The sequence below is a fragment of the Alteromonas sp. ABH4_452 genome, assembly GCF_056311825.1.
The window spans coordinates 2,115,759-2,131,648 of sequence record NZ_CM149973.1; the positions used below are offsets into that span (position 1 = coordinate 2,115,759).

Genomic DNA, 15,890 nt, shown 5'->3' on the forward strand with positions numbered 1-15,890 from the left:
TTATGTCAATTCAAACTCAGCTTCCCGTTACCGTACTTTCGGGCTTTCTAGGCGCCGGTAAGACCACGGTTCTAAATCATATTCTGAATAATCGTGATGGATTAAGAGTAGCCGTTATTGTTAACGATATGAGTGAAGTCAATATCGATGCTGCTACGGTGAAAAATGAAATTAGCTTTAATCGAGCCGAAGAAAAGCTAGTTGAAATGAGCAATGGCTGTATTTGCTGCACGTTGCGAGAAGATTTGCTTGAAGAGATAGAGCGTTTAGCGCATGAAGGTAAATACGATTATCTGGTAATAGAGTCTACAGGTATTTCGGAGCCTTTGCCTGTAGCTGAGACCTTCACGTTTGCCGATGAAGACGGTAAAAGCTTGTCGGAAATATCACGCCTCGATTCGATGGTTACCGTTGTCGACGCATTGAATTTTCTTAAAGACTATGACGAAGCTAAGTTTCTCAACGAAGTGGGTGAGAGCTTGGGGGAGGAAGACGAGCGGAGCGTTGCTGATCTATTGGTCGAGCAGGTGGAATTTGCTGACATTTTGCTAATAAGCAAAACTGACTTGGTTTCTGAAAAAGATTTGGCCCGCCTTAAAAGTATCCTTCAAACTTTAAATACCGAGGCTATTCAAGTTCCTATTGAGCATGGGAAAGTACCTTTAGATAAGGTATTAAACACAGGTCGTTTTAGCTTTGAGCGCGCTCAGCAATCGCCGGGTTGGTTGAAAGAAATGCGTGGCGAACACGTGCCAGAAACCGAAGAGTTTGGTATCAGCAGCTTTTCGTACGAAGCAAGACGTCCGTTTGACCCGCAGAAGTTTTATGATTTTATTCATAGTAAAGACATTGCAGGTAAGTTAATTCGTTCAAAAGGCTTCTTCTGGCTGGCAACACGCCCTCAATTAGCTGGCAGCTGGAGCCAAGCTGGCGGTATGGCGAGATACGGGGCTGCTGGGCTGTTTTGGAAAGCCGTACCCAAAGAGCAATGGCCTGAAGACCCTGAATACCTTAAAGCGATAGAAGAACAATGGATGGAGCCCTTCGGTGACATGCGTCAAGAGCTAGTATTTATTGGGCAAGGGCTTAATAAAGAGGACATAATCAGGCGCTTAGACAGTTGCTTGTTAACAGACGAACAGCTTATTCAAGGTCATCATGTTTGGGCTGAAATGCCAGATCCTTTTCCAGTGTGGGAGCACTAGTATGCAGGCGTTACAAGACCACAATACTGTCTTCGAACATAGAAACTCTTGGCGTTCAAGCGCCGACGCTATGGTTCTGGGCGATATTTTTGAAGAAGGGGTTAGCGTTACGGTATGGAATAGACCCGAGGCGCCGCTCATCTCCCAATATTATGACGAGGTTTTTAAATCATTAGGAATGGGTATTCGTGGTGTGTTTTCTGTTGCTTCTCTAAGGAAGGAAATTGCCACGCTTCTACCAGGCGAAGAAGCCAGCATTGGAAAACAAGCCGCCATTGATGATATTTATCTGCTGTCTGACATGCTTACCACACTATTTGATTGTGACAGCGTAGGGGTAAGGCTAGTGCCCTTATCTTCGGCAATGTGCCCCAGCTTTCACGTAGACAATATTCCTGTTCGATTAATAAATACTTATTTAGGCGAAGGTACTGAGTGGTTACCTAAAGAAAGTGTGGTAACTAGCCCGATGATTGGCCTTAACGACACGAATACGCAAGGTCTTACGAAGAATAGGCTAGGGCAGCGCTACCAAGAAAGCAGCATTAAACAAATGAGTGCTTTTGATGTGGGGTTACTCAAAGGAAAGTCTTGGCAAGGTCATGAAGAGTTTGCCGCCGTACATCGGTCTTGCAAAGTGCAGCCAAATACTCAACGTGTGCTGCTTACTCTAGACCCAATGTAGTTTTAAAAAGTGCACTGCATTGAATATAGCCAGATGCAGATTTTAAGCGCTTATAATGCATTTCTACCATTTCTTTGGCGCTATCACTCTTTTTCATGAGTTTTCCCTTGTGATAGCGCCTTTTTCTTCTCAGATTTTAGTTTGCTACATTGTAGTCTTTCATATTCAAGGTGTTGCGAATGCTGGGAATGCACTCCTCTGGGTTGTGATTAACATACAAAAGAGTGCTGGTGCCAGCCTTTGCCAATATATCAATAAGCTTAAGTGCTTTTTGGCGGTTGAAGTCGTCTAAACCGTTACAGGGTTCATCTAATATAAGCAGTGCAGGGTGTTTTACCATAGACCTCGCTATAAGCACTAATCGCTGATCGCCAAACGATAGTGACTGAAACGGTGTATTCTTCTTCTGTTGTAAGCCCAGTACAGCAAGCCATTGTTCTGCTACGTTTCGCTCAGCCAACGTTGGGCGGCTGTATAGACCAATGCTGTCGTGAAAGCCAGAAATGATTACATGTTCAACACTTGCGTTTACTTTGTATTGCATGTGCAGCGCATTCGACATAATTCCAATGTGCTTCTTAATATCCCATATGCTCTCGCCAGTCCCTCGTTTTATTCCAAACATTGTTAAGTCGTTGGTATAACAATGGTAATTATCACCAGTAAACATTTGAAGCAAGCAAGTTTTACCTGACCCGTTCGGGCCCGTTATCTGCCAATGATCATTTTTATTAAGCGTGAAGTTAAGCTTTTCAAATACAGTACGTTCATCGAAACGCACAAAACCGTCATTTAGCTGGATCAAGGTATGGGGTAGTGAATCAAGTTCACTGGTTGACTCCTTGCGATTTGGGTCGCTGCGGTTTGGATCATTAGCGCTAAGCGCTGCGGGTACATCGATATCATCAGACTCCAGCGCAAACCAAGTACTCAACTCTGAGCGCAAGTCATCATAGTTAAGTGTGCCGTCAGATTTCCACGTAATAGCTAGATCATCCATAACAATGAGTTGTGCATGAAGGCCCTCAGGAATGTCTGCAAGCTTGTTGGCGGTCAACGCCAGTGCTGCTTGTTGTTGAGAAACAAGAAAGCGACTAAATGCATTAATCGCTTCAACATCTAAGCCTTCGAAAGGTTCATCAAGCAAAATAATTGCAGCGTCGCTCAACCACGCCAGCATGATAATTACCTTGCGGGTTTCTCCCGTAGACAGCGAAAGAAACGCACTATCCAGCAAATGCTCAACTCTAAGCGCAGAAGTAAGTTCGCTGTAATAAGGGTGATTTTGATAGTCCTCATTGGTGCGTAAAAATAACTCGCGTACCTGTGTTGGCTCAGCGATTACATCTAAAATATCCGCACTGTCTTTTTGCTTTTCTTCTTCAATTAACGCCTGTTGTTTAAATACTGATACTTCCGCTACAAGAGAACTACTCTCGCGAACACCGCTTTCTACTTTACCATTACCCGCTAGTGATGAAATTAAGAGCGACTTCCCGCTACTATTCCTACCTGCAATAAGGTAATGCGAGGGTGGTTTTTCATCGTTTAGCGTTAACGAAAACGCAGGGGTAATATATTGATTAGAAAGCTTTGTTTGAAATTCTGAAAGATACAACATCATGATTGCGAGTGGATAAGAAGTAGAACTATTGTGAAGTTTTCTGTTTACCTGTCAATGGTGTTATTCCTCAGTAGAGCTAATTAGCCTGCTGTACCTTTCGAAAGTGGTGCTCTATGTTTAATCACGATTATCGAGGGAACCTTGATGTAATTTACACCTCTTAGTATTTGTATTAAAAACCAACAGCTTCAACTTTTAATACTTATTGCCCAAATAGATTAGCTAAGAGAACAAGGAATGATTACGTTTAAGAAAGGATTTACACTAATCTGTGTAGCACTCATTTATTTTATTATTTCGGTTTTAATACACGAGGTAGGGCACGGAATAGCAGGGAAAATATTAGGGATGGGGCAGTTAGTCATTGCTGTTTGGCCTGGCTTCGAAATTTTTCCGGAAATGGGGGCGCTGAATCATATAAAGCATTGGCCCGGCAGTGCGGTAGCAGTTGTTAGTTTCATTCCAGAGGTAAAATCTTTAAGTGTTGATATTCACCGCGAATTTAACTCTTATATTATAGAACCTATCCTAAACATACAGCATAGCAGCGTTTTATACGACCAAAAACGTGTAGCTGTCGTTCTTTTGATGGGAAGTGGCACAACTTACTTAATCTCTTTGCTATGTACCATTTTCCTTTGGCTATGCAGCCCTGTGGGTATCTTGAAAAAAGTGTGTGTATTCGGCTCTTTTATGTTTTATGACCTGCTATGCTACTCAATTTTCCCAGTCTTTTTTGACCTTCGCCACTTAATATTTATCGGTGGGAAGCTACCTGAGCCTGTTATCGCTCTTGAACAATTGGGAATGCCCTTAGAAATTTCAGTAACGTTAATTGTGATTGTGTGTTGTACTCAAGCTTATTTTATAAAGCGATTGCTGAGTAAAGAGTAAACAAGTTTTTTTGAAAGGGATATCGAGTGGAAGAAGTAGTCCTTGTTACTGGGTCGTTTATTGATTTAACGGGTGGGAAGTAAAGCGCATGGTAACACTCAGAGATTTTGAAATGAGCGATGTGGGTAGACTGGTAGATATTTTGAATCAACCGTCGGTCACGCAGTTTCTGTCGACAAAAATTCCCAGCCCTTATACAAAAGAAGATGCTATGTGGTGGGTTCAAGAGGGAAGCAAAGACGGTTTTATAAAAGCTGTTGAGTACGACGGCGAGTTAGTAGGGTGTATTGGCATTAACGCCGGACATTTTGAATACGAAAAATCTGGAGAAGTTGGGTACTGGCTTTGCTCATCACATTGGCGAAAAGGCATTATGCGCGAGGCGCTGCGCCAGATTATTGCGCTTACTCTCTCAAACACAAATATAGAGCGCATTTTTGCCTGCGTATTTTCATCCAACTTTGCTTCGCAAAAGCTGCTGCTAAATGCAGGGTTCAAGCAGGAAGCGATATTGCAACGCGCCATTTTCAAAGATGGACAGTTTTACGATAGCCATATTTTTACCACCTTGAGATAGCTAGAAGGTAATTCCCCAATAAAGTGTTTATCTGAGTCCGAGAAAACAACCTTCGAAAGGTGCGACCTATAAAAAGGAACTTTTGTGAAAAAAACGATCATATCAATTTTACTAATTTTTCTGGTATTCATTTGCGCGGGGCTAGTAATTCCAGAAAAGCTTGTAATTCCAGTAGAGGGGGCATCCCCTAACGACTGGAATCACAACACGTTTTGGTATGAGCCATGGGGCAGCTCTGGTGTGCACAAAGGAGTAGATATCTTCGGGGCAAAAGGTACACCCGTTCAATCCGCCACAACAGGTTATGTTATCTACACAGGCGAATTGGGAAAAGGAGGGAACGTTGTAGCGGTTCTTGGCCCCAAGTGGCGTGTGCATTATTACGCCCACATGCAAGAAGTTACAGTTGAGAAAGGGGCTTGGTTATCGCAAAAAGACAAAGTGGGGACCCTTGGCGATACTGGCAATGCCAAAGGCAAGCAGCCCCACCTTCACTACTCGATAGTTTCTCTTATTCCTTTGCCATGGAAAGCAACGTCTGAAACTCAAGGTTGGAAAAAGATGTTTTTTCTCAACCCTCACGAGAAGTTGATTTAGGCGCAAATGCAAGAATAAGATCTTTTTTAGGTAAATACATACAGCTAAATCTAGCCGTTTTTTACAAAACGCCCGATGAAGTGATAAACCGGGCGTCTTATAAAATATAGACGTTAACTTCTTTTAGAAATCACTCATAAGAAATTGCCAGTAATAGCGTATGAATTGGTCAGTGGGTATGTCAGAGCATGCATTTGCTTTATCTTGACAACTACGGCCCTTAATTCTTGTACCTGTGGTGTTTTTTGTGATGGAGATTGGTGCGCTCTGATAGTATTCAATACCAGTATCAATGAGCTCGCCAAGTTTTGGTGTTTTAACGGTAACGACTTCAATCTCGTCCCCGTTTGGCGCTAATGCTCCTGCTTTGTGGGCAAGTGGGGCTTGTTCATCAGAATTCTTCGCGGATAGTTCTTCTAGTGTTGATAGCGTTTGTGGGAAGTTTTGTTCATTAAGCTTTTGCTCCGACTTCAATCTAGCTACTGTGTTAGGCACCAGCTCATGGCGCTGCTCAGCCGCTTTAGCCAACCAAAAGTCAGCTTGCTCTAAATTTTGTACGCTATAGCTTGGGTTCGACAAAATCTCAGCCATAAAATAAACCGCGTTTTTGTGACCACTCTTGGCTGAATCTCTAAGAAAGCGTAAGCCTGTCTCTTTATCAGCAAGATTATCGTCAGAGATAATTAATAGTCCTGCTTTATAATTTCCCTCAGTAGAACCCCAGCTCCCCGCTTTTTTAAAAGCTTTTAATGCTTTGCTTTTATTTTTATCGGTTCCATAACCATTAAGGTACATATCCCCCAATATAATATTTGCGTTTATGTGCTTGCGAGCGCTTACTTTAATATCTTTGAAGCGTTGAACACATTCCCGTTCTGCACAAGGGAAATAAGAAATTGATGCAGCGTTAGCCTGTGAAATTGCAATAACCGAAAGTAAGAAAAGACAGTATTTGAGCATTGTTGATATCCTTATTCTGCTTGATTTGTAAACACCGTCACCATCCTAGACGTATTGTTATATTTGTTCAACAATACTTTTACTGTTGTAAAAACGATGCTAGTTCAACTAGTTAAATAGTTTAGTTAAGTGTTTAGCCTTTTAGTTGCTTACCTAACTAAATCTTCTTGGCTACTACCAGATATGTCTTCGCCAAACATCGAGTGTTCCACTGAAGCGTTTAGCGCTATTGCGGCTCTATTTATATTTCTAAACCTATCTAGTTTGTAAAATTTACGGCGATTTTCTAACCTTTTCCCGTAAAAATCTTACTGAAAAGCTGAATTACCTACACATAATAATTCTGTTATCTAAAGCCTTTTAATTCCTGTTTATACAAATAAATTATATTTTTCAGTAGGTTGTGTTTTTTGTTATTCCCTGGCACTTGTTTTGCCACCTTGTCTATGTGTGTATTTTCAAGGAAAGGAAAAATGGAAACCGAACATCGAGCCGTGAAGCATACTGTTCAATTGCGCCATAGTGATCAATTGGAAGTGAACTCTTCTGGTCGCTTTTTAGCGCCTAAAAAGCGAACTTCTAGCATAGCGAAAAAACTCATTATTGCTGCTGCATCTTTCTGGTTACCTTTAGTAGGTGTTGCCTCGACCGTTTCTACTTCCTCGCCGAAAGCATTAGAACAGACTAATAATGACTCTGTTTTGCAGACACAGTTAAAGCAAATGAAAAGTGCCTATGCTTTTTATTCTTCTATAGCTCAGCAAGGTGGCTGGGAATCTTTAAACAAAGACTTGCTTCTTAAACATGGAGCATTAAGAAAGGCTACAGCCGATGAAACACCCACCTACAGTGAAGAGGAAGTTCAAGCTATAACTGCATTAGTCTCTCGTTTAGGTAGAGAATACACCTCGATTAATACAAATTGCACTCACGCATTTACAGCGGCTCACTCCGAGCCATGCGTTTTCGATACAGATGTCGAAAATGCGGTAAAAGATTTTCAACGCCGTCATGGCCTTCTAGTTGATGGTGTAGTGGGCAGAAAAACGCTTGCTGCACTAAATGTGTCGGCAGATGAGAAAGCCAAGCAATTAGCACTGAATATAACACGCTTGGAGATGTTCGAAGAAAAAGACAGCGATGCTTATGTGTTAGTCAACATTCCAGAGTTCCGCCTTCGCTATATTAGTAAAGGTAAAGTAAAAGCCACTAAAGATGTGGTAGTAGGCAAGCCAAGTTGGGCTACGCCTTCTTTTAGCGATCATATCGAAAAATTTGTAGTTAACCCAGAATGGCGTATACCACTTTCGATTACGACTAAAGAGATCGCCCCAAAAGTAGCAGATAACCCTAACTACTTAGAAGAAAACAACATTGTTATTCGTAAAAATAGCTTTGTTGATGAAGAGTTGGTTGACCCCGATACAATCGATTGGGGAAACATAAAGCCTTATCAGTTTGATCATTTTCTAGTAAAGCTTCCCAACGAAAAAAATCCGTTAGGCAAGGTTAAATACCTATTCCCGAATCGACACGCTGTGTACGTGCACGATACGCCTTATCAACAATGGTTTAGTGAAACAAACCGCGCAGCGTCTCACGGCTGTATTAGATTGGAAGACCCTTTTTCACTAGCAAAGTTAATTGCAGAAGAGCAGGGCGTAGAGAGTCTAATGGACAATGTCATAACAGCTCGTGAATTAAGCCAGTCAAAAACCTTCCACCTTGAAGAACCTTTGCCTATTCATTTGGTGTATTGGACTGCGTGGGCTGAACAAGACGGTACGGTGAACTTCAGAAATGATATCTATCAGCGCGATAGACGCGATGCTAAGGCGCTTACTCAGGTAGCGTCTCTGTAAAAGAATATAAACGAATAATAGTGGTAACAAGGCAAATGAAGATGATAGTGAACAACCTAATTGTTTCAGTAGTGGCATTCGCATTACTTTTGAACGCACATTTTGCGAATGCTCTTGCACAGGGCGCAGATGCAAAAAGTGCCGAGAAGGTTCAGAAGATAGTTTCTCAAAGAAGCACTCAGGGAGCACCACATGAGCCAGTTGTCGTTGAGAATCAAGCTCACTTGGAGGACGCTGAGTTCAGTTTAAAGATCAATAATATCGTGGTGCCTTACAACGTCTTTTCTTTATTCGTGTTGCCTGAAGAGATTACAGAGCTAGAAATTATTTATCCGCAGCCGGACAAAACCTACCAATTGTTTGAAAACGGCGTGATGGTTGAAAAATCCAAGTCTATGACATGGCACTGGAAGGCGAAAGATACTCCTGGTGAGCAGCGTCTAGAAATAAGAAGTGAAGACGGACAGGTCAATATGTCGTTAAATGTATTTGTTATGGTTCCTGCCGAGGAAGTCCAAGGCGGACGCCTAAAATATTATCATATAGGGCCTTATCCAGATGAAAGCGAAGTTAAAAATAAAGATGTTTACGTTGAACCTGAAGGCTTTATTGAAGTTACTAAAAATAACCAAGACTTATTGTTGTCTCCCCATTTCAAGTTAAAAGAGTTCACCAGTAAACAGCGCTCTGGCTACCCGAAGTTTGTATACCTTCGTCCGTCTCTACTTTTAAAGCTCGAAATGCTTAGAAGAGAAATGAATATGAACAATATTCATGTTTCAAACATGGTGATCATGAGCGGCTATAGAACACCTCAGTACAACAAGTCAATCGGTAACGTGAAATTTAGCCGACATGTATATGGCGATGCTGCCGACATTTTTGTAGATAATGACGGTAACTATCGAATGGACGATTTGAATAGCGACGGTGTAGTAAATATTAAAGATGCTGACGTTATGGCCAACATGATTGCAGAGCTGAATAAACGCAGTGAATATAAAGGTTTAATTGGTGGTTTGGGAGTTTACGGACCTAAACCTCACCGAGGTCCATTTATTCATATTGACACCCGTGGAATTAAAGCGCGTTGGCGAAAGCCCTAACTTCGGTAAACTTTAAGCACTACACAGCCGTTTAAATGTTAACCGTAAAAACGTAGCTGCTTTGCATGAGCATCAGGCATACGTTATTTTGGGCGTATTAATTGTTATTAATCCTAAACGTAAGAGAGATTATGAGTATTACTAGTTTGCTTGGCGACAAGCAGAGATTCGATGTAAAACCTGACGATACGGCTATGAAGGCTGTGGTGACCATGGCGAACGGTGGTTATGAGCAGTTAAATTACACCGATGTTCCCATGCCAAAACCGCTTGCTGGCGAGGTGCTAGTTCAGGTTTTAGCAGCGGGAGTTAATAATACGGAAATTAATACTCGATTAGGTTGGTATTCTTCTAAAGTCACGCAAGGCACTGACGCGTTGGACGAGAACGATGAAGAGAAATCAAGCGCAGCAGAAGAGTTAGACGGTGGATGGAATGAACAAACCCCTTTTCCGTTTATTCAAGGGACTGACTGTTGTGGTCGAATCGTAGCCGTTGGAGAAGGCGTAGACCCTACACGTATCGGAGAGCGAATTTTGATACGTTCTTGCATCCGAAAAGACTCTTGGGACTCATTAGAGAATATTTGGATGGCGTCAGACTTCGATGGCGCTTTCGCCCAGTACGTAAAAATAACCGCGAGTGAAGCCTTCGCTGTCGAGTGCGATTGGTCGGATGCCGAACTCGGAACTATACCTTGTGCTTATGGTACTGCTGAAAATATGGTCCATCGAGCCGGCGTTTCTAAAGGCGAGCATGTTTTGGTGACTGGGGCTTCCGGAGGCGTAGGTTCTGCTGTTGTGCAGTTAGCTAAACGCCGTGGTGCGACTGTTACCGCCGTTGTTGGTAAGAATAAAATGGACGTGCTCAAGGAGATAGGTGCAGACCGCGTTATCGAACGCAACAGCGACCTAGTTGAAGTGTTAGGAGAAAAGTCGGTAGATGTAGTTATCGATAACGTTGCAGGTGAAGGATTCACTCAAATGTCCGTGGTTATGAAACGCGGTGGTCGCTACGCTTCATCCGGCGCCATTGCGGGGCCAATAGTCACCCTTGATATGCGCAACTTTTACCTAAAAGATCTTACCTTTATTGGTTGTACTGCGTGGGACGAGCCGGTTTTTCCAAATCTTGTTTCATATATTGAGCGAGGTGAAATAAAACCTATGCTAGCTAAAACCTACCCGCTAGAAGATATCGTAACAGCGCAAAAAGATTTCTCTGAGAAAAAGCACGTGGGTAAAATTGTGTTGCTGCCTCCTAAGCAGACGTCACTGCAACAGGATTATATCGATAGTTTGAAACAATGAGTGCTATGTTTCGACTACGGTTAAATTGATTTAGATGACAATGAAATGCCCGCTCAATGCGGGCATTTTACTTTTTACTCGATGCTAAGCCTTTTATTGCCCCCGCACCGGCAAGGTTCATCAAACGACGAAATCTCGGGCATTCTAAGTGGCTTGGTGCTGTGCAGGCTGCCGCATGTTTCAGACCATCACGCATGGCTGTGAGCTTCATTATTGTTCCGTCTAATTCATTAGCTTTTCTCAGTAGTAGCTCACGATCAATTTCAGGCTTTGCCTCGTTCCCCAAAATGCCCGCAATCTCTTCTAAAGAAAAACCTGCAGCGCGACCTAATGCTATTAACTCAAGACGCTCTAGTACATTCGGGCTAAACACACGACGTATACCTTGCCTACCAATAGAACTGATAAGACCTTTCTCTTCATAAAACCGAAGTGTAGATGCTGACACTCCTGACTTTTTGGCTACCTGAGATATTTCCATACATTTTTCCAAAGGATTGCTTGACTTAAAGTTAACTTGAAGTTGTAGGCTATCATCTCTAATTAAATGTAACTAGCTGTTGAGTGTGAATATGCAGAATATTGTTTTAATCGTGCTAATTGGTATTGGGGCTACCCTAGTGATGGATTTATGGGCGCTGCTAAGGCAACAACTGTTTGGTATTGCTCCAACTAATTGGGGCATGGTAGGGCGTTGGATAGGGCATATGAGAAAAGGGCGGTTCTCGCATAATTCTATTGCAAACGCCGATGTTGTGAGTGGTGAAAAATCCATTGGGTGGACAGTGCATTATGTGATTGGTATTGGCTATGCGGTGTTACTTTTTCTTATATTTGGAGAGGCTTGGTTGCTAGAACCATCGGCAGGGCCAGCTTTAGCACTAGGTATAGCCACAGTCGTTGCACCATTTTTCGTATTGCAGCCTGGAATGGGCGCAGGAATTGCTGCGTCGAAAACGCCTAATCCTAACGCTGTTCGCCTACACAGCGTTTTAAACCATGCAGTATTTGGCTTAGGGTTGTACCTTTCGGCATTGGTTCTTAGGCCCGTCCTTTAGACGTGGCTATAATCGCTTGTTGATTAATTGAATAAAGTTCGGCTTATAATGCGTATTGAAATAAAACGAGCGTAAAAGAAAACAGGATGAAAATTTCACTGGAAGAAATAAACAAATCTAACTATGAACAGGTTTGTGACTTGGACGTGGCGGAAGATCAACAAGCGTTTGTTGCGTGCAATATGTGGTCGCTGGTTGAGTCTTTTTATAATGATAACCATACCTGTAAAGCCATTTATTGCAACGACCAGCCCGTAGGATTCTTGATGTGGGTTCAGGAAACGCCAACTAAGGTGTCCATTTGGCGCTTTATGATTGATGAGAGCCATCAAAATAAAGGAATTGGCAGAGTTGCTTTGTCTCAAGCTATCGCGCTTATAAAGCAAACTTCTGAGCTTAAATTTATTGAGATATGCTATAACCCCAAGAATCCTGTCGCTAAAACCTTCTATTCAAGTTTTGGTTTCGAAGAGGTGGGATTAGATGAAGATGGCGAAGACATGCTTGCTGTTATTGCCATTTAGCCACGATTTAAATTTAAAGCAGCGAAATGCGAGAATTCTCAAGATATGGACGTCATAGATATTAAGACTTTTATTCCAAGCAAAAACTACGACATTTCTAAAGCATTTTATTCTGAGATTGGATTTTATGCAGAATATGTAAATGAAGACCTAACACTGTTTGAAAATGGTGATTGTCTCTTCTTTCTTCAGCGCTTCTATAATCCTGAATTGGCGAATAACTTTATGCTACAAATATGTGTAGCAGACATTCAGGACGCTTTTGATTTGTGCTCGCGCTCGTTACATAAAACGAAAATATCTTCAATTGAGAAGCAAAGTTGGGGAAGTGTTTTCTATCTATGGGGCCCGTCGGGCGAACTACTTCATATTACCGAATTAGGTAGCTTTTGCGAGAACGACGGGCGGAATGACGAATGATGCATACGAATTACACCGTTGAAGAAAGTCCTCCGTCAGCTGAAGACTTTGCAAGTTTAAGAAAATTGATTGGATGGAATAACCCGTGTTTATCGGTTGTTCAAAAGAGTATTGATGCCTCGTTGTTTTGGGCAACAATTTACCTCGACGACAACCTTGTAGGCTCTGGTCGGGTGATTGGCGATGGCGCAATGTATTTTTACATTCAAGACGTCATTATTCATCCAGAACATCAGAATAAAGGTTTGGGATCGAAAATAATGAACACCTTGATTGCACATTTAGAGTCTTGCTGCGCACCTGGCGCAACCATTGGCTTATTGGCTGCGCATGGTAAGGAAAGTTTTTATCTTAAGTTCGGTTTTGAACCTCGTGATGGTGAAAGTTTAGGTCTAGGCATGTGCAGGTTTATTTAGCTACCTGGTCATTAACGTGGCATGAGAGTCCCGGGAGTTCTTAAGTTTTTTAATCACATGGCATTGTGATCATTGCCTATTTAATATCGGCAGCTTTCTGTCCTAAGGCGGCAAGTCATCTCCGCTTTTTAAGAACGCTCTGGCTATAAACATCAAACTCATTTAGCGCTGAAAAAGGTACATCTCCTGAAACTAGGCGCTTTACGTCACTTGGTTATCAGCAATTTTTTTCAATTTATCCCTCAATGTATCGTTCAATGCTACTAGCAGCCTCTCTTTGGTGCGAATTTTGCAAAAGCCTGCTTAAAGACACTGAAAATGTCGGTTTGCGAAGTAGCTGATCACGTTTTTTGATGAGTTTTTGCTTCTTTCCGATAGTAATTTGACGTTTTTCACTGGACACGTGTAATGAAAAGTATCACAAAACCTGTCTCTCACGCTTGGCTGACAGAAAATGGTCGCTTAGTCACGAAAGCCTTGGCATATACCGCGCTTATATTGGGCTTACTCTCTGGTTGCTCTTCATCTGACGAACCTAAGAGTCAATTTGCGCAAACCGATGCCAGCGACGTATCGGCATTGGGGAATGTGGAATACCACACCTATATGTTGGCGAACGAACTTTTTGCTGATGTGGGTCCAGCGCGTCAGTCTCGCTATGCGGTAGTTGGCTTTGTACCTGCCGATACTATGAAATACAGTGCTGACCATCAACACCCGCTAATGTTGTTGGGTCATCAACTTGAGCAGGGAATGATTACTGAGGCCACGAAAAGAGGCTTTTCTACTCAAGAATTTAAGCTTTCGAACGATATAATTGTTAGTGACGAGAGCGACAGAGTGTTAACGCGCAATATCGACCAGCTTTCCAACATTGAGCGCGTCGATTTTTATATTACCGGCACTATGGTGTATCAAGAGTCTGGTGCGGTGGTTAACGCTCGAATTATCAACGCTAGAAATAAAAACATTGTCGCTGCAGCAACACGCTTTTTCCCAGCCGAACTGTTTTGGCGAGAAGAACAAGTAACCACCAGAAATGGCAAGTTATACAGAACTGAAGGTACGAGGTAACCCCATGAAAAGACGAAATCAATACGCAGCGCTTTCGCTTTGTGCTTCACTGCTAAGCGTCAGCGGGTGCTCTATGATGATGGGGGAAGAAGAGGTAGCAGAACAAGCGCCTCAGCGCCCAGCCATGAACGTGATTGATATCACTGCCGCCGACCGCGCTCCCTCAAAGCCAGTTGAAAATACCAATGATACCCAGTCTCAGGGTATGGACGCGTATGGCGCTATCGGTCAACCTCCTTTGTATTCGAGCGTACAGGGCGCGTATAAAGGTCGGCCTCTTACCAAGCATATTGGCGACTATGTGAAGAACATGGCGCAAGACTTAATCGCCAATATGGAATACGTGAATAACAAGACACCTATTGGTGTAACCCATTTCGCACTGCTAGATACTGACTTGCAGAAAACAGATTTGCTTGGCCGTCAGATGGCGGAATCTTTTGTTCACGAACTGCATAAATTCCGCGTGCCGGTTATCGACTTCAAAGCCACCGAGTATATTCGCATTACTGACGATGGCGATTTTGTATTAAGCCGAGACTATTTGGAATTGAGCAGCAGCCTGCCTATTGAATACGTGTTAACCGGAACCATGACCAAGCACCAAGGTGGCGTGTTAGTTAACGCCCGTATTTTAGGCATGGAGTCGCGTGCAGTGGTGGCAACTGCGCAAATGCTAGTGCCGTTCTACGTTGTAGATGCACTTATTCCAAGTGACGGTAGCCAGCAAAACGGTATGCGCGATGGCGTTAAGCTAAGTCGCGGCTAGGAGTTTCAGTATGGTGTTTACTAAGAAGCTTGTTCAAAATAGCTGGGTAGCGGTTGGCCTTATGCTAAGTGTATGTATGACAGGGTGCACTAGCACAGAGTCTATTGGCTCATTTTGGTTAGGTGAAGACGGTGAAATTACGCATCACGCTGAGCCAGTTCCTGTACCAAGCCGCTCAGGGTTAGAGTACACACCAGATTCTCGCGATAGACAATATCAACAGCACGTGGAAGTAGAGCCGGGCTACAAAGACCCGCTACACAATGGCTATTCACCTTCACAAACGCACAAACGTTTAAACGATTACGCTTCGCAGCTTGCGATGGAGTTGATGGACAATGCAACCCGTCTTACGCAGCAAGATATGGTGGGTGTGGCGAGTTTTGTAAGGCTTAATCAGACGTTGAGCGACAGCACCGTGTTAGGCAATCAGCTTTCAGAGTATCTAATTGCTGAGCTGCAAGACTTTGGGTTAGCGGTTGTCGACTTTAAACTTGCAGGTGGCATTACCGTAACGCCAGTGGGCGATTTCGTACTCACGCGAGATGGTACTGCACTCGCTAAACAGGTTGAAATGGACCATGTTGTAACCGGCACCATTATTGAAGATGACAGAGGCGTACGCGTAAACGCCCGTATTGTGTCGCTGGAAAATAAACAAGTGGTGGCAAGCGCCAACGTATACATTCCTGCGTTTATCGTGATGGATTTAAATAAAATGGCTAGCGTAAACTAGCCATTTAGTTCCATTGCGCTCTGTTTTTTCAAAGCGAACTCATTTCATGTTCGCTTTAAAACCTCTAAATATC

General features: G+C 42.8%; 18 protein-coding genes. 15 read left to right on the forward strand and 3 right to left on the reverse strand.

All coding sequences use genetic code 11. The annotated features are described in order from the left end of the window. Nucleotides 1-2: 2 nt before the first annotated feature. Together zigA and ACYX4N_RS09035 are read left to right on the forward strand one after the other, a co-directional pair. A complete protein-coding gene (gene zigA, locus ACYX4N_RS09030; protein ID WP_476056313.1) occupies nucleotides 3-1,205 on the forward strand; it encodes a zinc metallochaperone GTPase ZigA in 1,203 nt (400 codons plus the stop codon). 1 nt (nucleotide 1,206) lies between these two features. Continuing rightward, nucleotides 1,207-1,890, forward strand: a complete 684-nt coding sequence (locus tag ACYX4N_RS09035) for a DUF1826 domain-containing protein (RefSeq protein ID WP_476056314.1) — start codon at nucleotides 1,207-1,209, stop codon at nucleotides 1,888-1,890. A gap of 136 nt (nucleotides 1,891-2,026) precedes the next feature. On the opposite strand, the gene ACYX4N_RS09040 is transcribed toward ACYX4N_RS09035, so the two are convergent. After that, nucleotides 2,027-3,514 carry an ATP-binding cassette domain-containing protein gene (locus tag ACYX4N_RS09040; protein WP_476056315.1) on the reverse strand — a complete coding sequence of 496 codons (1,488 nt, stop codon included), beginning with the start codon at nucleotides 3,512-3,514 and terminating at the stop codon, nucleotides 2,027-2,029. Between the two features lie 237 nt (nucleotides 3,515-3,751). On the opposite strand from ACYX4N_RS09040, the gene ACYX4N_RS09045 reads away from it, so the two are divergent. The 3 genes from ACYX4N_RS09045 (at nucleotide 3,752) to ACYX4N_RS09055 (ending at nucleotide 5,582) form a co-directional block, all read left to right on the forward strand. Next, nucleotides 3,752-4,408 (forward strand): hypothetical protein, encoded by a 657-nt coding sequence (locus tag ACYX4N_RS09045; RefSeq protein ID WP_476056316.1) that lies wholly within the window; start codon nucleotides 3,752-3,754, stop codon nucleotides 4,406-4,408. A gap of 88 nt (nucleotides 4,409-4,496) precedes the next feature. Continuing rightward, a complete protein-coding gene (locus ACYX4N_RS09050; RefSeq protein WP_476056317.1) occupies nucleotides 4,497-4,985 on the forward strand; it encodes a GNAT family N-acetyltransferase in 489 nt (162 codons plus the stop codon). 84 nt (nucleotides 4,986-5,069) lie between these two features. After that, entirely contained in the window at nucleotides 5,070-5,582 is a 513-nt protein-coding gene (locus ACYX4N_RS09055) for a M23 family metallopeptidase (protein WP_476056318.1), read from the forward strand. Nucleotides 5,583-5,705: 123 nt separating this feature from the next. Here the strand turns inward: ACYX4N_RS09055 and ACYX4N_RS09060 are convergent, their stop codons facing one another. Then, nucleotides 5,706-6,542 (reverse strand): tetratricopeptide repeat protein, encoded by an 837-nt coding sequence (locus ACYX4N_RS09060; RefSeq protein ID WP_476056319.1) that lies wholly within the window; start codon nucleotides 6,540-6,542, stop codon nucleotides 5,706-5,708. Nucleotides 6,543-7,015: 473 nt separating this feature from the next. Here ACYX4N_RS09060 and ACYX4N_RS09065 point away from each other — a divergent pair, with 473 nt between their 5' ends. The 3 genes from ACYX4N_RS09065 (at nucleotide 7,016) to ACYX4N_RS09075 (ending at nucleotide 10,820) form a co-directional block, all read left to right on the forward strand. Continuing rightward, nucleotides 7,016-8,404, forward strand: coding sequence for a L,D-transpeptidase family protein (locus ACYX4N_RS09065; protein ID WP_476056320.1), 1,389 nt, complete (start codon nucleotides 7,016-7,018; stop codon nucleotides 8,402-8,404). A gap of 41 nt (nucleotides 8,405-8,445) precedes the next feature. Next, nucleotides 8,446-9,510, forward strand: coding sequence for a YcbK family protein (locus ACYX4N_RS09070; RefSeq protein WP_476056321.1), 1,065 nt, complete (start codon nucleotides 8,446-8,448; stop codon nucleotides 9,508-9,510). 131 nt (nucleotides 9,511-9,641) lie between these two features. Beyond that, entirely contained in the window at nucleotides 9,642-10,820 is a 1,179-nt protein-coding gene (locus ACYX4N_RS09075) for an alcohol dehydrogenase family protein (protein ID WP_476056322.1), read from the forward strand. 67 nt (nucleotides 10,821-10,887) lie between these two features. Here the strand turns inward: ACYX4N_RS09075 and ACYX4N_RS09080 are convergent, their stop codons facing one another. Beyond that, nucleotides 10,888-11,301, reverse strand: a complete 414-nt coding sequence (locus tag ACYX4N_RS09080) for a helix-turn-helix domain-containing protein (protein WP_476056323.1) — start codon at nucleotides 11,299-11,301, stop codon at nucleotides 10,888-10,890. Nucleotides 11,302-11,392: 91 nt separating this feature from the next. On the opposite strand from ACYX4N_RS09080, the gene ACYX4N_RS09085 reads away from it, so the two are divergent. The 7 genes from ACYX4N_RS09085 to ACYX4N_RS09115 all read left to right on the forward strand — a co-directional run bounded on the left by ACYX4N_RS09085 (nucleotide 11,393) and on the right by ACYX4N_RS09115 (nucleotide 15,817). Then, nucleotides 11,393-11,878: a DUF2938 domain-containing protein gene (locus ACYX4N_RS09085; RefSeq protein ID WP_476056324.1), complete on the forward strand. Its 486-nt coding sequence runs from the start codon at nucleotides 11,393-11,395 to the stop codon at nucleotides 11,876-11,878. An 86-nt stretch (nucleotides 11,879-11,964) separates the two neighbouring features. Continuing rightward, on the forward strand, nucleotides 11,965-12,402 hold the full coding sequence (locus ACYX4N_RS09090) for a GNAT family N-acetyltransferase (protein WP_474806020.1): 438 nt from the start codon (nucleotides 11,965-11,967) through the stop codon (nucleotides 12,400-12,402). A gap of 45 nt (nucleotides 12,403-12,447) precedes the next feature. Next, nucleotides 12,448-12,822: a VOC family protein gene (locus tag ACYX4N_RS09095; RefSeq protein ID WP_476056325.1), complete on the forward strand. Its 375-nt coding sequence runs from the start codon at nucleotides 12,448-12,450 to the stop codon at nucleotides 12,820-12,822. Further along, the gene (locus ACYX4N_RS09100; protein ID WP_476056326.1) at nucleotides 12,819-13,238 is read left to right on the forward strand and encodes a GNAT family N-acetyltransferase; all 420 of its coding nucleotides are present in this window, start codon (nucleotides 12,819-12,821) and stop codon (nucleotides 13,236-13,238) included. Before ACYX4N_RS09095 ends, ACYX4N_RS09100 begins: the two co-directional genes overlap by 4 nt. Nucleotides 13,239-13,646: 408 nt before the next feature. Continuing rightward, nucleotides 13,647-14,312, forward strand: a complete 666-nt coding sequence (locus tag ACYX4N_RS09105) for a FlgO family outer membrane protein (RefSeq protein ID WP_474806024.1) — start codon at nucleotides 13,647-13,649, stop codon at nucleotides 14,310-14,312. A 4-nt stretch (nucleotides 14,313-14,316) separates the two neighbouring features. Then, nucleotides 14,317-15,081, forward strand: coding sequence for a FlgO family outer membrane protein (locus tag ACYX4N_RS09110; RefSeq protein WP_476056327.1), 765 nt, complete (start codon nucleotides 14,317-14,319; stop codon nucleotides 15,079-15,081). Nucleotides 15,082-15,091: 10 nt separating this feature from the next. Continuing rightward, nucleotides 15,092-15,817: a FlgO family outer membrane protein gene (locus tag ACYX4N_RS09115; RefSeq protein WP_476056328.1), complete on the forward strand. Its 726-nt coding sequence runs from the start codon at nucleotides 15,092-15,094 to the stop codon at nucleotides 15,815-15,817. The last annotated feature ends 73 nt before the right edge of the window (nucleotides 15,818-15,890 follow it).

Excerpts from the sequence above, each read along its gene's own strand:
- zigA (WP_476056313.1), top strand. The coding sequence starts at position 3 with ATGTCAATTCAAACTCAGCTTCCCGTTACCGTACTTTCGGGCTTTCTA.
- ACYX4N_RS09035 (WP_476056314.1), top strand. The coding sequence starts at position 1,207 with ATGCAGGCGTTACAAGACCACAATACTGTCTTCGAACATAGAAACTCT.
- ACYX4N_RS09040 (WP_476056315.1), bottom strand. The coding sequence starts at position 3,514 with ATGATGTTGTATCTTTCAGAATTTCAAACAAAGCTTTCTAATCAATAT.
- ACYX4N_RS09045 (WP_476056316.1), top strand. The coding sequence starts at position 3,752 with ATGATTACGTTTAAGAAAGGATTTACACTAATCTGTGTAGCACTCATT.
- ACYX4N_RS09050 (WP_476056317.1), top strand. The coding sequence starts at position 4,497 with ATGGTAACACTCAGAGATTTTGAAATGAGCGATGTGGGTAGACTGGTA.
- ACYX4N_RS09060 (WP_476056319.1), bottom strand. The coding sequence starts at position 6,542 with ATGCTCAAATACTGTCTTTTCTTACTTTCGGTTATTGCAATTTCACAG.
- ACYX4N_RS09065 (WP_476056320.1), top strand. The coding sequence starts at position 7,016 with ATGGAAACCGAACATCGAGCCGTGAAGCATACTGTTCAATTGCGCCAT.
- ACYX4N_RS09070 (WP_476056321.1), top strand. The coding sequence starts at position 8,446 with ATGATAGTGAACAACCTAATTGTTTCAGTAGTGGCATTCGCATTACTT.
- ACYX4N_RS09075 (WP_476056322.1), top strand. The coding sequence starts at position 9,642 with ATGAGTATTACTAGTTTGCTTGGCGACAAGCAGAGATTCGATGTAAAA.
- ACYX4N_RS09080 (WP_476056323.1), bottom strand. The coding sequence starts at position 11,301 with ATGGAAATATCTCAGGTAGCCAAAAAGTCAGGAGTGTCAGCATCTACA.
- ACYX4N_RS09085 (WP_476056324.1), top strand. The coding sequence starts at position 11,393 with ATGCAGAATATTGTTTTAATCGTGCTAATTGGTATTGGGGCTACCCTA.
- ACYX4N_RS09090 (WP_474806020.1), top strand. The coding sequence starts at position 11,965 with ATGAAAATTTCACTGGAAGAAATAAACAAATCTAACTATGAACAGGTT.
- ACYX4N_RS09095 (WP_476056325.1), top strand. The coding sequence starts at position 12,448 with ATGGACGTCATAGATATTAAGACTTTTATTCCAAGCAAAAACTACGAC.
- ACYX4N_RS09100 (WP_476056326.1), top strand. The coding sequence starts at position 12,819 with ATGATGCATACGAATTACACCGTTGAAGAAAGTCCTCCGTCAGCTGAA.
- ACYX4N_RS09105 (WP_474806024.1), top strand. The coding sequence starts at position 13,647 with ATGAAAAGTATCACAAAACCTGTCTCTCACGCTTGGCTGACAGAAAAT.
- ACYX4N_RS09110 (WP_476056327.1), top strand. The coding sequence starts at position 14,317 with ATGAAAAGACGAAATCAATACGCAGCGCTTTCGCTTTGTGCTTCACTG.
- ACYX4N_RS09115 (WP_476056328.1), top strand. The coding sequence starts at position 15,092 with ATGGTGTTTACTAAGAAGCTTGTTCAAAATAGCTGGGTAGCGGTTGGC.